At 41.7% G+C, this 14300-nt stretch carries 12 protein-coding genes; 2 read left to right on the top strand and 10 right to left on the bottom strand.

Annotated features, from left to right (window positions below):
- Positions 1 to 27: 27 nt before the first annotated feature.
- The 8 genes from trxA (ACFFIP_RS10525) to ACFFIP_RS10490 form a co-directional block, all read right to left on the bottom strand.
- On the bottom strand, positions 28 to 333 hold the full coding sequence (gene trxA, locus ACFFIP_RS10525) for a thioredoxin (RefSeq protein WP_382387586.1): 306 nt from the start codon (positions 331 to 333) through the stop codon (positions 28 to 30).
- A 512-nt stretch (positions 334 to 845) separates the two neighbouring features.
- Positions 846 to 1391, bottom strand: a complete 546-nt coding sequence (locus tag ACFFIP_RS10520) for an OmpH/Skp family outer membrane protein (RefSeq protein ID WP_382387585.1) — start codon at positions 1389 to 1391, stop codon at positions 846 to 848.
- A 20-nt stretch (positions 1392 to 1411) separates the two neighbouring features.
- Positions 1412 to 1942: an OmpH/Skp family outer membrane protein gene (locus tag ACFFIP_RS10515; RefSeq protein WP_382387604.1), complete on the bottom strand. Its 531-nt coding sequence runs from the start codon at positions 1940 to 1942 to the stop codon at positions 1412 to 1414.
- Positions 1943 to 1944: 2 nt separating this feature from the next.
- Positions 1945 to 4632, bottom strand: coding sequence for a BamA/OMP85 family outer membrane protein (locus tag ACFFIP_RS10510; protein WP_382387584.1), 2688 nt, complete (start codon positions 4630 to 4632; stop codon positions 1945 to 1947).
- On the bottom strand, positions 4633 to 5376 hold the full coding sequence (gene uppS / locus ACFFIP_RS10505; protein ID WP_382387583.1) for an undecaprenyl pyrophosphate synthase: 744 nt from the start codon (positions 5374 to 5376) through the stop codon (positions 4633 to 4635).
- An 80-nt stretch (positions 5377 to 5456) separates the two neighbouring features.
- Complete coding sequence (gene porG / locus ACFFIP_RS10500) at positions 5457 to 6203, bottom strand: type IX secretion system protein PorG (protein ID WP_382387582.1); 747 nt, start codon at positions 6201 to 6203, stop codon at positions 5457 to 5459.
- A gap of 201 nt (positions 6204 to 6404) precedes the next feature.
- Positions 6405 to 7280 carry an NAD kinase gene (locus ACFFIP_RS10495; protein WP_382387580.1) on the bottom strand — a complete coding sequence of 292 codons (876 nt, stop codon included), beginning with the start codon at positions 7278 to 7280 and terminating at the stop codon, positions 6405 to 6407.
- 10 nt (positions 7281 to 7290) lie between these two features.
- Positions 7291 to 7956, bottom strand: a complete 666-nt coding sequence (locus tag ACFFIP_RS10490) for a CBS domain-containing protein (RefSeq protein ID WP_382387579.1) — start codon at positions 7954 to 7956, stop codon at positions 7291 to 7293.
- Between the two features lie 149 nt (positions 7957 to 8105).
- On the opposite strand from ACFFIP_RS10490, the gene dnaE reads away from it, so the two are divergent.
- Together dnaE and trxA (ACFFIP_RS10480) are read left to right on the top strand one after the other, a co-directional pair.
- Positions 8106 to 12392, top strand: a complete 4287-nt coding sequence (gene dnaE, locus ACFFIP_RS10485; protein ID WP_382387578.1) for a DNA polymerase III subunit alpha — start codon at positions 8106 to 8108, stop codon at positions 12390 to 12392.
- 103 nt (positions 12393 to 12495) lie between these two features.
- A complete protein-coding gene (gene trxA / locus ACFFIP_RS10480) occupies positions 12496 to 12816 on the top strand; it encodes a thioredoxin (RefSeq protein WP_382387577.1) in 321 nt (106 codons plus the stop codon).
- A 101-nt stretch (positions 12817 to 12917) separates the two neighbouring features.
- Here trxA (ACFFIP_RS10480) and ACFFIP_RS10475 read toward each other — a convergent pair whose 3' ends face one another.
- Both ACFFIP_RS10475 and ACFFIP_RS10470 read right to left on the bottom strand, forming a co-directional pair.
- Positions 12918 to 13541 carry a 3-keto-disaccharide hydrolase gene (locus ACFFIP_RS10475; RefSeq protein ID WP_382387576.1) on the bottom strand — a complete coding sequence of 208 codons (624 nt, stop codon included), beginning with the start codon at positions 13539 to 13541 and terminating at the stop codon, positions 12918 to 12920.
- 117 nt (positions 13542 to 13658) lie between these two features.
- The gene (locus tag ACFFIP_RS10470) at positions 13659 to 14222 is read right to left on the bottom strand and encodes a DUF502 domain-containing protein (RefSeq protein ID WP_382387575.1); all 564 of its coding nucleotides are present in this window, start codon (positions 14220 to 14222) and stop codon (positions 13659 to 13661) included.
- Positions 14223 to 14300: the final 78 nt, after the last annotated feature.

Below are 14300 nucleotides of genomic sequence, written 5' to 3'. Positions count from 1 at the left end.
AAGGTTCTAAAACTTTGGAGCGTTTTTTTATATAAAACCTTTGAGAGACTGAAGTAAATCCCTTTTGGTAATGTAACCTCCTTTTCTCCATAGAATCTTCCCTCTTTTAAATAAAACATAATGAGGTATAGACCGTACACCAAACTGGGCACTTACCTGGGGATTTTTATCCACATTAAGCTTATAGAGTTTAACTTTCCCCCCTAACTCCTTAATAACATCTTCCAAAACAGGGTTCATAGCCTGACATGGAGCACACCAATCTGCAAAAAAATCTACCAATACCGCTTCATCTGATTGTTGTACCACCTCTTTAAATTTTTTCTTTGCCATATCTTCTAAGCATATATTCTTTAAATTTTTTAAAATCAATTATATCTAACCATCATCACAATCCCACCCTGAACACTTTTCGGCCGAATATGAAGCCTTCAGTTATTCCAGAGGGACAGAATATCACTGGCAAGCAACCTACTCCAACAACCCCATCGGAACAGCCCATCTATTGCATGAATTGCAATCAACCTACCATCTATCCCCGAAGGATCAATTATCGATAAACAACCCATTAATCAAGCCCCCATAATCCCAGAGGGATTGCCTATAAGAAGTAAACACATAAATCAAGTACCGAATTAATCCCAGAGGGATTACCTATTGGTAGCATCCGCGTCATCAAACCATATTCCCAATCCCATAGGGATTGCCTATCTGTCATCAGATCAAATGAACCAACAATACAAATACAATAAACATAACACATTGGTTCTGCAACAAAAATCACAAAAAAAGGCCTGTCCCCAATCAGGAACAGGCCACACATTCACGCGACGAATGGATAATTATTAATTATTTGGTGTTGCTGGCAATTGAACGCCCAATTTAGCCAAAACCAATTCTGTGAACTTGTCATCGTCTCTTGTATACAACAAGATTGGAGAGTTACCAGCAGATTCAGAGAAGATATGCGTATAATTGTTTTCAGCTGCAACCGAGTTGATCGCATTGAAAACTTTTTGCTGTACCGGCTCCAACAACTCCTGCAGTTTTCTTTGGTAAGAAACCTGAGCATCTTGCTCATATTTCTGAAGCTCTTGCTGCAATTGTCTCAATTCATTTTCTTTAGCAGCTCTGGCATCTTCAGTCATAGTCTGTGCAGCTTGTTGGTAAGCTTGCACTTTTCTTTCGAAGTCAGCAGCTTTAGTCTGGATATTGGTTTGAAGCTGTGTTTGGTAATCCTGGATATCAGCTCCAATTTGTTCCATTTCAGGCATCAAATCCATCAATAGCTCAACATTGGTATAACCAATTTTGATATCTTGTTGTGCTTGAGCCACAAATCCTACGCAAAACAAAGCGATTGCGGAAAGGATAACTTTTACTTTCATCATTTTTGTTTCTATTTTAAATTTTATTTTTCGATTCCTAATTCCTGTAGCACAAATTCAGAGTAGTCATGCCTGGGGTCAGTATAAATCATCAAAGGACCTGAAGCTTTATCGAAGAGCACTGCTAAGCTGAATCTTTTGCAGACCTTATCGATGGCATCAAAGATCTTGGATTGAAGGGGTTGGAGCAATTCCGCTTGTTTTTGATAGTATTGCCCATTGATTCCAAAGACCCTATTGTTGAATGCCACGGCTTCCTTTTCTCTATCTTTTATGCTGGCAAGTCTTTCCTGATACATTTCCTCCGTCAGCAAAACTTCCTCTGCTTTAAGGCTGGAATACATTTCTTTTATATCCTGCTCCAATTTCCGTGCCTCTTTTTTCCACTCCTCACTCAAGGTCGCTAACTCATTCTGTACCAACCTGTAATCAGGATGCTTGTTAAGGAGAAATTCTGAATCAATATATCCGAATTTCTGGGCATGAACCATAGGAACAGCTCCTAGCATCCAAATCAAGCCAGACAAAAATAATAATTTAAGCGATCTTTCCATCATTATCTGAATTGTTGACCAATGGTAAAGTGGAACTGTGCACCACTTCTTTTAGTAGATCCTGGTATTGGATCAAATCCATAACCCCAGTCAAGACCTAACAGACCAAATGCAGGCATGAATATCCTGGCACCAAAGCCTGCTGACTTTTTCAAGTTGTAGGGGTTATACTCCGCATAAGATCCCCAGTTGTTCCCTGCTTCCGCAAATCCCAATAAGAAGATTGTCGCAGAAGGGTTTGGAGACACCAGGAATCTCAGCTCCATCACGTGCTTATTGTAGACAATACCACCATATGGTAAGCCTGTACCACGGGTAGCTCTACCTGGGGTTAGGACCTGGTTTTCATAACCACGAAGACCAACTATTTCCTGACCTAATGCAAAGTTATTAAAATTCATACCATCACCACCCATTACAAAGCGCTCCAATGGAATAATTCCTATTCTATCCCCATAAGAACCCAAGAAGCCCATGTGCGTTCTGGCACTGATCACCCATTTAGATGAACCAAACACAGGAGTGTAGAAGGTCGCATCAAACATCCACTTATGATATTCAAGCCATCTAAACTTTTCCTCATCAGGAGATTCCCTATTGAGATTTTTATTCATTGACTGGTATGGAGGGGTAAATGAGGTATTCAAAGAGATATTGGATCCCAACCTTGGGTAGATTGGGTTGTCAATGTTATTTCTTGCAATTGTTGTGTTAAGCGCTAAACTGTTTGCCTTACCCGTCGGAAAGCTCAACCCGAAATTGGTACCGAATTGATTGAAATCGTAAATCTGGAAAGTAAGGGAATTGCTGATCATGAAATAATCATCAGGCCAAGTGACCCTTTTTGATAACCCCAAAGTAGCACCCGTGATTCTGAATGACCCGATCTCCCTCGTTGGGTCTCCACCAAAGAAGTCGACTTGCCTTTGAACAGAGTGGTTTAAGCTAAAACTCAATGCATTTGGTTTCTTACCTCCAAACCATGGTTCTGTCAAAGAAAGGCTGTAGTTCTGAAATGTCCTTCCGTTAGCCTGTACCCTCAAAGAAAGTTTCTGACCATCGCCCACAGGAAGCGGCCTCCACTTTTCAAAATTACCGATATTTTTGATCGAGAAATTATTGAAGACCAGACCCACGGTACCCACAAAACCGAAGAAGCCACCCCAGCCACCAGACAATTCGATCTGGTCATTTGGCCTTTCCTCTAATTTGAACGTAATGTCTACTGTGGCATTTTCAAAGTTAGGTCTCATGTCGGGTTCGATCTTTTCCGGATCGAAATAACCCAACTGTGAAAGTTCCCTGATCGTCCTAACCAACAAACTCCTATTGAATTTCTGTCCTGGGAGAATCCTGATTTCCCTCATGACCACATGGTCAGAAGTCCTTTCATTTCCTTCAATGTTGACCGAATTCACTGTAACCTGAGGACCTTCAAAAATCCTCATTTCGATATCAATAGAATCAGCCTGAACTTTGACTTCTACCGGATCAATTTGGAAGAAAAGGTAACCGTCATCCTGATACAAAGAGCTGACATCATCTCCTTTTTGCGGATCATAATTCAGCCTTTTCTCAAGCTTTTCTTTATTGTACACATCTCCCTTTTCAATTCCCAATCTCGCCAAAAGCACCTCATCAGGGTGAAGGTAGTTTCCTACAAATGTGATATTGCGGTAATAATATTTGATCCCTTCTTCCAGCGCAATATCCAAGTTGATGGTATTTTCAGCATGTCTGTAAGTAGAATCCGAAAGGATGACAGCATCACGGTAACCTTGGGAATTGAAATAGCCAATTACTTTTTCCTTGTCTTCTTTGAAATCCTTTGCCACATACTTGGATGCAGAGAAGAAGTTCAACTTGAAATTTTGGTTGAAATACTCTTTTACCTCCTCATCAGACACGACATTTCTGTAAACGATCGCCTCTTTGGCAGTTTTAGGAGTAGTATTGCTCAATCTTGAAGCAAGTTCCCTGAAGAAATGAAGTCTTGGGTGTTCCTTGGTTCCTTTGAGTTTGCTTTTTATCTTTTTATCAGAAATCTCCTCGTTTCCATAGATATTGATCTTATTGATCTTCACCTTAGACTTGGGATCCACATCGAATCTGATTTTTACACTATTCGGTAAGGTGGTATCCCTTTCCTGGATTACTTTCACCTCGGTATTGAGGAAACCTTTATCCACGAAGTATTGTCGGATTGCCCTTTGGGAAGTGCTGAGCACATCATCACGGACTACCCTACCACGGATTTTCACTTTATCCTTAAGCTCACCTTCCTGGGTTTTGTTGATTCCCGTAAATTCTACCCTACTGAATCTAGGCCTTTCGGTGAGTTCTAACAAAAGGTAAATGTCATTTCCCTCCACTTTGGTCACCAGAATTTTCACATCACCGATGATGCCTTGACCCCATAATTTTTTGAGGGCAGTAGAAATTTCATCTCCTGGAACAGAGATTTCATCATCTACGCGCAATCCGGACAAGGAAATGACCGCCACTTCATCGAGTGTAGCCAAGCCTACTGCCTTGATCTCCGCAATCCTGAATTTTTGAGGTTTGGAGTAATTTAACTCCATAATATCAACTGGTCTGCTTGGGGTAAACCTGCTTTGACCCAAACGAATCTGAGCATGGGAAACACCCACCCAAAAGATAAGTAAAAGTATAATCGTACTTCGCTTCATTCAACGTTTTGATTTAATCTGAGCTCCGGTCTTTCCAAACCTTCGCTCTCTTCTTTGGTAATCCAGTACGGCTTCCAACAAATGATCCCTCCTAAAGTCCGGCCACAACAGTTCTGTAAAATACAGCTCTGTATAAGCCAATTGCCAAAGCAGAAAATTACTGATTCGCAACTCACCGCTGGTCCTGATCAATAATTCCGGATCAGGGATATTTTTGGTATTCAAATGGTCAGCAATCATTTGCTGATCAATGTCTTCTAATTTAATCTGTCCTTCAACTACTTTCTTGACAATGTCCTTTACAGCATGCTCAATCTCCCACCTTCCACTATAACTCAAGGCCAATACCACTGTCAAACCAGTGTTTTTTCCTGTTATTTCCTTCGCCTCCTGCAATTTTGCCTGCGCCCCTGTGGGTAAACTTTTGATGTCCCCTATGGCAGTCAATACGATGTTGTTTTTCATCATCGTGGGCACTTCATCTGTAATGGAATTGATGAGTATTTCCATCAAGGCATTTACCTCATCTTGAGGTCTTGCCCAGTTTTCAGTAGAAAATGCGTAAAGAGTCAGGTATTTCACCCCAAGTTCTGCACAGGCTTCAATGGATTGCCTTACGGCAGTCAGCGCATTCCTGTGACCAAAAATCCTCATGGCGCCTTTTTGTTGGGCCCAACGGCCGTTACCGTCCATGATTATCGCAATATGCTGGGGGATGTTATTCTTATCTAATAATTCCTTCATTCCGGGTCTAAAGAATCCAGTTCTTTTTTTGGAGGTACAAAAATGCTATTTCTTTTCCAATATTCTAACCTAATGCTCAATTAATTATAGGTATAGCATTTAATCGTGTTAAAGGAATAACTGATAGTCAGACCAAAAAAATAATACCAGTCTTTATCACTGTAATTGCCCCGGTTCACTCCATAAGGTGAATTTGGATTTGCAGGATCGGGAAATCTGTTGATTACCGGCTGACGATCATCGATTTTATCAAGAAAATCTGTGAAAGTCGCCCTGAAACCCAACTCAGCGGCCAGGGTCCATTTATCCGTCAACCTGTATTTTACCCCTATCCCAAATGGAATCACAGGCGTTCCTACTCCATAATTTTCTTCAGGATCAAACACATAAGCACTTCCGGAACCGCTATAATAGCTGTATCCCAATCCAAAGAAACCATATGGTGAATACCGGTAAACTGCCTGAGGGTGGGTGTAATCAAGAAAATGGTACTCCATCACGACCGAAGCCTCATAGATATTACCTTTGAAATAGGCGTCCCGAGCAATAGCTGCGGCATCAATTCCTGTAATGCTATCAGCTGCAGAAATCCTCCCAAAAGAAAGGGCTGCCCTCATGGACCATACATTGTCAAAATTTCGTCTGCCAAACAACGTCCCTTGAAGTCCAATTTTCCCCTGATCTAATCTCCTAACGATGTCGCCTGAATAGGCAGCCACTCCTAAACCTCCACCTAAATCATATTGGGCGAAAGAAATGCCCGGCATCAACATACCGGTACTCAGAAGCAAAGCAAGGATATAGATCCTGAAATTAATTTTATTCAAGACGATGCAATTTATGAAGTACTAAACGATATAAAAACCCTGTTTCGTATTTCCAGGGTTAATTTATGTTAAGACCTACTCAATTCAAACAAATATGAAAATATTACCCAGAATTAACAACTCCGATTTTCAAATGATCAGGAAAATCACACTGTTGCTTTTGCAAAAACAGAAATTAAGATTTCCTATAATGGCCGCTTGTCAATTCCGCATATCAAAACCCCAGTTCAACTTCTGTCTAAGGGTATCGAAATAACTATATCCTGAAAATTTCACCAAACGGGCAGAGAAGTCAGCCTTTCTCAATTTCAATTCTACCGTAGCATCTATGGCCGTAGACCTGGAATCCAGGGAAATGAGGAACTTCTCTGACCTCCCTTCAATTTTAAAACTGATAATGGATTCATCCGGAACAATAATAGGTCTCACGTTGAGGTTATGAGGACTTACAGGTGTGATGACAAAATTCCTGGCGCCGGGGGTAATCAAAGGCCCACCACAGCTGAGAGAATATCCTGTAGAGCCGGTAGGCGTAGCGACAATCAATCCATCTGCCCAATAACTGTTCAGGTATTGCCCATTGATGTAGGTATGGACGATAATCATAGAGGAAGTGTCCCTTTTATGAATGGTGAATTCATTTAAGGCAAAGTTCATTCCGCTAAATAATGGCCTAGAGGATTCCAAAGACACTAGTGCCCGGGACTCTATGGTAAAATTCCTGCTAAAAAGGTCATTCATAGCGTTCTGAATGTTTTCTTTGGCCACCGTAGCCAAAAACCCCATCCTGCCGGTATTGATCCCCAAAATAGGAATCTCAAGTTTGCCCACCTGAACGACCGTATCCAACAAAGTGCCATCTCCTCCAATAGAGAGGACAAAGTCCATTTGTTGCATATCTTTTTTGGCATCCAAAATCTCAAAATGACGGAAATTGCCCGGCAATTTTTTGATGGATTTGGCAAATGCCTCAGTAAAAAAAATCCGGCTATCCCGGCTTTTCAATATTTCGGTCAAATGTTCTATTAATGGTATAAACTCCTTTTGGAGGTTTATGCCATGAAGGACAATATTCATTTTGGTCTGCTTAAATATTTAGGAAGCGCATCAGGTTGTCTATCCTTTCACGCTCTTCAGTGATTCCATTTTCTTCCTGATATTGATCCAAAATCCGATATCCAAAGCGCTCAAGGGTAGCTTTGATATGCCTTAGCTCAGTCTTATCAAGCTTTAGTGTCAACTTGATTTTGCTGTCATCCAAGGGATCATTGGAAATAAAACTACTGAGAATTTTGGCGTTTTCAGATTCGATGATCCTAGCAATTTCAAAAAGGCTGTAATCAGTCATAAACATGGAAAGCACTAAAACAGCTCCCCTGGATTGGATTGACAGTGTATCGGCAAAAGCCCCAATGGCATCCTCCATGGTCACTACTCCCAAATATTTATTTTCCCTATCCACAACCGCTACCATATTGACATCAAATTCAGAAGATACCCGAATGACATCATAGATATGCTTATCCAAATACACAAAACAGGCGGGAGACTCCAACTCAAACTTGCTGATCTTCAACTCCGGATTGTTACGGGTATAGATCAGATCATCACTGACAAATCCCTTGAAAACACCTTTATCCACTACAGGCAAAACATTGGTTCTGATTTCTTCCATCCAAGACAAAGCCATCTTGGCCTTATCGTTGGGCTTTAAAGGAGGAATGAGATTATTGATAAATTCGTATGCCTGCATGGAATAAAGATATTAAATAGGATTTGAAATATAAAACGAGTGATGCAAGTATCTGGTTCAATCAAAAAAAAAGCGACAAATCCTGACACAGATGGGGAAGCTCCCGACGATATGTATTAATTTGGAATTCCTAAAATTGATGAATAAGCATGTACATTGTTTTTGATACAGAAACTACAGGATTACCAAGAAGTTATGATGCCCCAATGACAGATCTGGACAATTGGCCACGCCTCGTCCAGATAGCTTGGCAGCTACATGACGCCAATGGCAATCTGCTCTCCAATCATAATTACATCGTCAAACCGGAAGGTTTTACCATCCCCTATAACGCCGAAAAAGTCCATGGCATCTCTACTGCAAGAGCAACAAAAGAAGGCCATGAACTGGACAAAGTCCTGAAAATCTTCCATGACGATGTCGACAAAGCCAAATATCTTGTAGGCCACAATATTGGCTTTGACATCAATGTCATGGGGGCTGAGTTCCTGAGGAAGAAAATCCCCATGAAATTGCCTGAGATGCAGGAATTGGACACTAAGGACCTTTCTACAGATTTTTGCGCAATTCCTGGGGGAAAAGGAGGTAAATTCAAATGGCCTACCCTTACCGAACTCCACCACAAGTTATTCGGAAATGGATTTGCAGATGCCCACGATGCTGCCTACGACGTAGATGCTACTGCAAAATGCTTTTTTGGACTGATCACCCAGCTTGTCATCAAACCTGAAGAAGGTATTAAAGCTGAAGAGGTGGTTTATGAAGCCCCCAAGCTGGATGTGGCCAATTTTGCAGCAGCCAAAGATGACACCAAAGTAGCCGCAAAGGAAGTCCTGAAAGCAGCTGGAACAGCAGATATCTCAGACATGGTGGACATGCCTTTCACGCATCTCCATGTGCATACCCAATACTCCGTATTACAGGCGACATCTGAAATACCGGCCATGATTGCACTAGCCAAGCAGATGAATATGCCAGCCATCGCCATGACAGATCACGGCAATATGATGGGGGCATTCCATTTTGTTAGGGCAGCTTTGGCAGCAGAAATCAAACCAATTATCGGCTGTGAATTTAACCTCTCCAGAGACAGAAAAAATAAAAACACCAAGGATGATGGCTTTCAAACCGTACTCTTGGCAAAAAATAAAAGTGGCTACCACAACCTGGCCAAACTGGCTTCCTATGCCAATATTCAAGGTTACTATTATGTACCTAGAATAGACAAGGAGCTCTTGGTGCAATACAAGGGAGATCTGATCGCCACCACAGGTGGACTTTGGGGGGAAATACCCTACCTGATCCTGAATGTGGGCGATACCCAAGCAGAGGAAGCATTTGTGTGGTGGAAAGAACAGTTTGGAGAGGATTTCTACGTCGAACTCAACCGGCATGGCATCCCAGAGGAAGAAAAAGTCAATGAAGTCCTGCTGCATTTTGCAGAAAAATATAATGTCAAATACTTTGCCGCCAATAACACCTATTATAACCAAAAAGTTGATGCCAAAGCTCATGACATCCTGCTTTGCGTCAAGGATGGAGAATTGGTGGAAAAACCCAAAAAATACGTAGGTAAAAGAGGCAGAGAATACCGTTACGGCTTTCCGAATGATGAATTCTACCTAAAAAGCCCTGAAGAGATGAAGAAGCTCTTCGCGGACCTGCCGGAAGCCATCGCCTGCACCAATGAGATCGTTGAAAAAATAGAGACCTATAAATTACAGCGGGATGTACTACTTCCCAAATTTGACATTCCGGAAGAATTCAAACACCCTGAAGACGATGTGGATGGGGGCAAAAGAGGTGAAAATGCTTACCTGAGATACCTTACCTATGAGGGCGCAAAAAAACGATACCCTGTCATCACCGATGAAATTAAAGAACGGCTGGACTTTGAACTTCAGACGATCGAAAAAACCGGATATCCAGGTTACTTTTTGATTGTGCAGGATTTTACCGGAGCCGCACGGCAGATGGGGGTATCTGTAGGCCCGGGAAGGGGTTCCGCCGCGGGTTCTGCAGTGGCCTACTGTATCGGTATCACCAATGTGGACCCGATTGCTTATGACCTCCTATTTGAGAGATTCCTGAATCCGGACAGGGTTTCCCTGCCCGATATTGATATTGACTTTGATGATGAAGGACGCCAAAAGGTGATCGACTATGTGATCAACAAGTACGGGTCCAATCAGGTAGCCCAGATCATCACCTATGGTACCATGGCTGCCAAATCTGCTATACGTGATACGGCAAGGGTGCTGAACTTACCTTTGGCCGAAGCAGACAAATTGGCGAAACTGGTCCCTGACATCAAGCTAAAAGCACTTTTTGATCTTGCAAAAGACCGGGCAAAGCTTTCCGAAAAACTGAAAGGAAACGGGGAAGATATTTCCAAAGCAGATGAGCTGATCCGCATATCCAAAGGACAGGACGAATTATCCAAAACCATCAATCAGGCGAAAATCCTGGAAGGTTCGGTGAGAAACACAGGTATACATGCCTGTGGTGTCATCATAACCCCTGACGATATCACCAACTTTGTTCCGGTAGCCTTAGCGAAGGACTCGGACATGGTCTGCACGCAGTTTGACAACTCCGTGGTGGAAAGTGCCGGACTCCTGAAGATGGACTTCTTAGGGCTGAAAACCCTGACATTGATCAAGGATGCAGTCAAAATTGTGAAGGAAAGACATGGTATAGTGCTCGATCCTGACAATTTCCCGATCGATGATGTCAAGACTTACGAACTTTTCCAGAGGGGTGAAACTGTCGGTATCTTTCAGTACGAATCCCCTGGTATGCAGAAATACATGCGAGAACTCAAACCCACAGTTTTCGCTGACTTGATTGCCATGAACGCCCTATACCGTCCAGGCCCATTGGAATACATTCCTTCCTTTATCAGAAGGAAGCATGGGACTGAGCCTATTACCTATGACCTGGATGACATGAAAGAATACCTGGAAGAAACCTACGGTATTACAGTCTATCAGGAACAGGTAATGCTTCTTTCCCAAAAACTAGCCGGATTTACCAAAGGTGAGGCCGACGTACTCAGAAAAGCGATGGGTAAAAAGCAGAAGGACGTCTTGGACAAAATGAAACCAAAATTTGTCGAACAAGCATCTGCAAAAGGTCATGATTCCAAAAAACTGGAAAAAATCTGGAAAGACTGGGAAGCCTTTGCTTCCTATGCTTTCAACAAATCACACTCTACCTGTTATGCCTGGATAGCCTATCAGACGGCATATCTGAAAGCCCATTACCCGGCAGAATACATGGCTTCTGTATTGAGCAACAACATGAATGATATTACGCAGGTAACCTTCTTTATGGAAGAGTGTAAGCGTATGGGTATCTCTGTCTTGGGACCTGATGTGAATGAATCCAAAAGCGGCTTTACCGTAAACCAAGAAGGACAGATCCGCTTTGGCATGGCAGCCATCAAGGGCGTAGGTGGTGCAGCAGTGGATGCCATTGTGGAAGAAAGAGAAAAATCAGGCAAATACAGTAACATATTTGAATTCTGTAAGCGGGTCAATTCAAGGGCTTTGAATAAAAAATCCCTGGAATCATTGGCTATGGCAGGTAGCTTTGACTGCTTCCCTCAGCACCACAGAAGACAATATTTGGAAGCGCCGGAATCTGACGTGACATTACTTGAAAAAGCTGTAAAATATGCCCAAAAGGTTCAGCAGGAAGCGGACAGCTCCCAGGTAAGTCTATTCGGAGGAAGTTCCGGCATGGAAGTACCCCTTCCTTCGGTCCCAGCTATGGAGCCTTTCAGCCAGTTGCAGCAGCTGAACATTGAAAAAGATGTGGTAGGTCTCTATATTTCAGGACATCCTTTGGATCAGTTCAGGGTGGAAATGGAGTCCTTTACCAACACCCCATTGACCGAGTTTCCGGACATCGAAAACCTAAGGAAAAAAGGAGACATTAAAGCAGCAGGCATGGTCACCTCCTTTGCCCACAGGACTACCAAAACAGGAAAGCCATTTGGCACACTAACCATGGAAGATTATCATGGAGGGCATACTTTCTTCTTGTTTGGTGATGACTATGTCAAGTACAAAGAGTACTTTATGACAGGCTGGTTCTTATACATTACTGGATCCGTGCACCCAAACAAATGGAAAGAAAATGAGTTTGAGTTCAAGATCAACACCATGATGCTGCTCAGTGAGGTTCGTGGGAAGATGATCAAAGGACTCAGGGTCAATATTGACTTGGATGACCTGACTTATGACCTGATGGAAAAGCTGGAAGGCATCACCCAAAAGTATAAAGGAGAGGCAAAGCTGTACATCAATGTGATTGATAGCAGAGAAAACATCACCCTCGACCTGATGTCCAAGCGCTACACTGTAGATCCGTCCAATGAAATGATCAAAGATTTAGGTCAGATTCCAGAGGTGGTGTACCAGATCATTTAAAGATGGTTTTTCTTGTGTAATTTTAAGCACATGGAACTATTTATCAATTATTTTAATTTGCATATTATATTTGAAATCAAGATTCAACATAAATTACTATACAATGGGAAAAGCAATAGAAATTACTGACGCAAACTTTGAAGAAATATTAAAATCCGACAAGCCTGTATTGGTTGACTTTTGGGCAGAATGGTGCGGACCTTGTAAAATGATCGGACCAATCGTTGAAGAGTTGGCTGGGGATTATGAAGGAAAAGCGGTAATCGGTAAAGTGGATGTAGACTCCAACCCTGCTGTAGCTTCAGCTCTTGGCATAAGAAGTATTCCTACTTTGATGTTCTTTAAAGGTGGACAAATTGTAGACAAGCAAGTGGGCGCTGTGCCTAAAGCTGTTTTGGCAAATAAATTGGATGCTGTTCTTTAATTAGTAACCAAGAAATCAAAAATCCCGAAGGAAACACTTCGGGATTTTTTTTGCTATAGTCAAAAAGATTTAGGCGGCTTTTTGAGGTGTTCCAATAAAAATTAAAGGACTTTAACCTTTATGCTCCTGAAATATATAACACTTTCCGGGTCATGTGCCTGAATGGCAAATGTTCCGCGTTCAATTTTCTTCTCCCCTGCGTTATCAGGTCTATTAATATCTTTTGACTCTACATATTCCATGACAGTCTGACCATTGATTTTCACCACAACATGATCTCCTTTGACAATAATATGCGTCGTATACCATTCGCCATCCTCCACGTAGGTCTCCCTCACATCATTAAAGGAGTATAGACTTCCGGACTTTCTCCAATCACTGTGGCTCTGGTTTACCTGCACTTCATATCCCTTATTGGGCCAGCCAGACTCCTGATAGGTTGTATGAAAGAAAATACCGGAATTGGCTTTGGGCATTGTTTTCACCTCGACCAGTAACTCAAAATCTTTGAAATCAGCTTTGTTGACATCACCTGCATAAAATGCATGGGCTCTGGGTCCATCCACTTTGATAATGCCATCTTCTACTTTAAATGATGTAGGATTCTCAGAAATGCGCCAGCCATCTAGATTTCTGCCATTGAACAATGGAATCCAGCCATCTTCTTGGGCAAAACCTACAATTGAACAGAAAAATAAGAACAGAAATATGATGTTTTTTTTCATAGTGAATATTGGTTATAGGTTTATTAGGTTCTCCAACTCTTAAACATTTGTAATTGGTCATTGAAAATTAGTCATAATCAATTAATCATTAATCATCATCAAGTTCTCCTTCCCTGCTTATTCATAATTTGGCAGATGCGACACCCCTCCTGATACGATGAATTTCATCACATCTGTGCTTCTGACATTTTTAAGTATTCGGACATTCTCTCTGGGAACCAGAAAAAGGTTACCAGAAAAATTATAACTGTGGGGAAAATAAATCGCCACTAAGTTTTCTTCTTCCAGCACATTCAGGTTGTCCTGTGTGATAAATCCCAATCTCGACACATCCTTGGAAAGTTTGACAATGACAGGTGTATTGAATTTTTTCTTATCTCCCACAAAAGCAGACATAAGGTCTTTGATACTGGTATACAGAATATTGATAAATGGGATTTTAAAAACCCACCTTTCAAATAGATCAAACAAGGGCTTGGTGATGAAAATACTTGCCAAGAAACCTACGAAGGTCACAAATGCCAACATGATCAAAATACCCAATCCTGGAATGGGAATAGGCAATATTCCATCCAAAAACTGGATGACCAGAGTGATGACATAGATGGTCAGGGCAATCGGGACAACAAAAAGAAGCCCGCGAAAGAAATATGTAAGGACTCTTCTATAGGTAAAAGCCATAGCTTGAAGCAACTTGATGAAGATTAAATGTACAAAAGAAAAATATAGAGTTGGAATAAATTTATTTAAAAACAAAAA

The organism is Fontibacter flavus (assembly GCF_042432905.1).
Taxonomy (GTDB): Bacteria; Bacteroidota; Bacteroidia; order Cytophagales; family Cyclobacteriaceae; genus Fontibacter; species Fontibacter flavus.
This window is presented reverse-complemented; position numbering and strand designations above follow the sequence as displayed.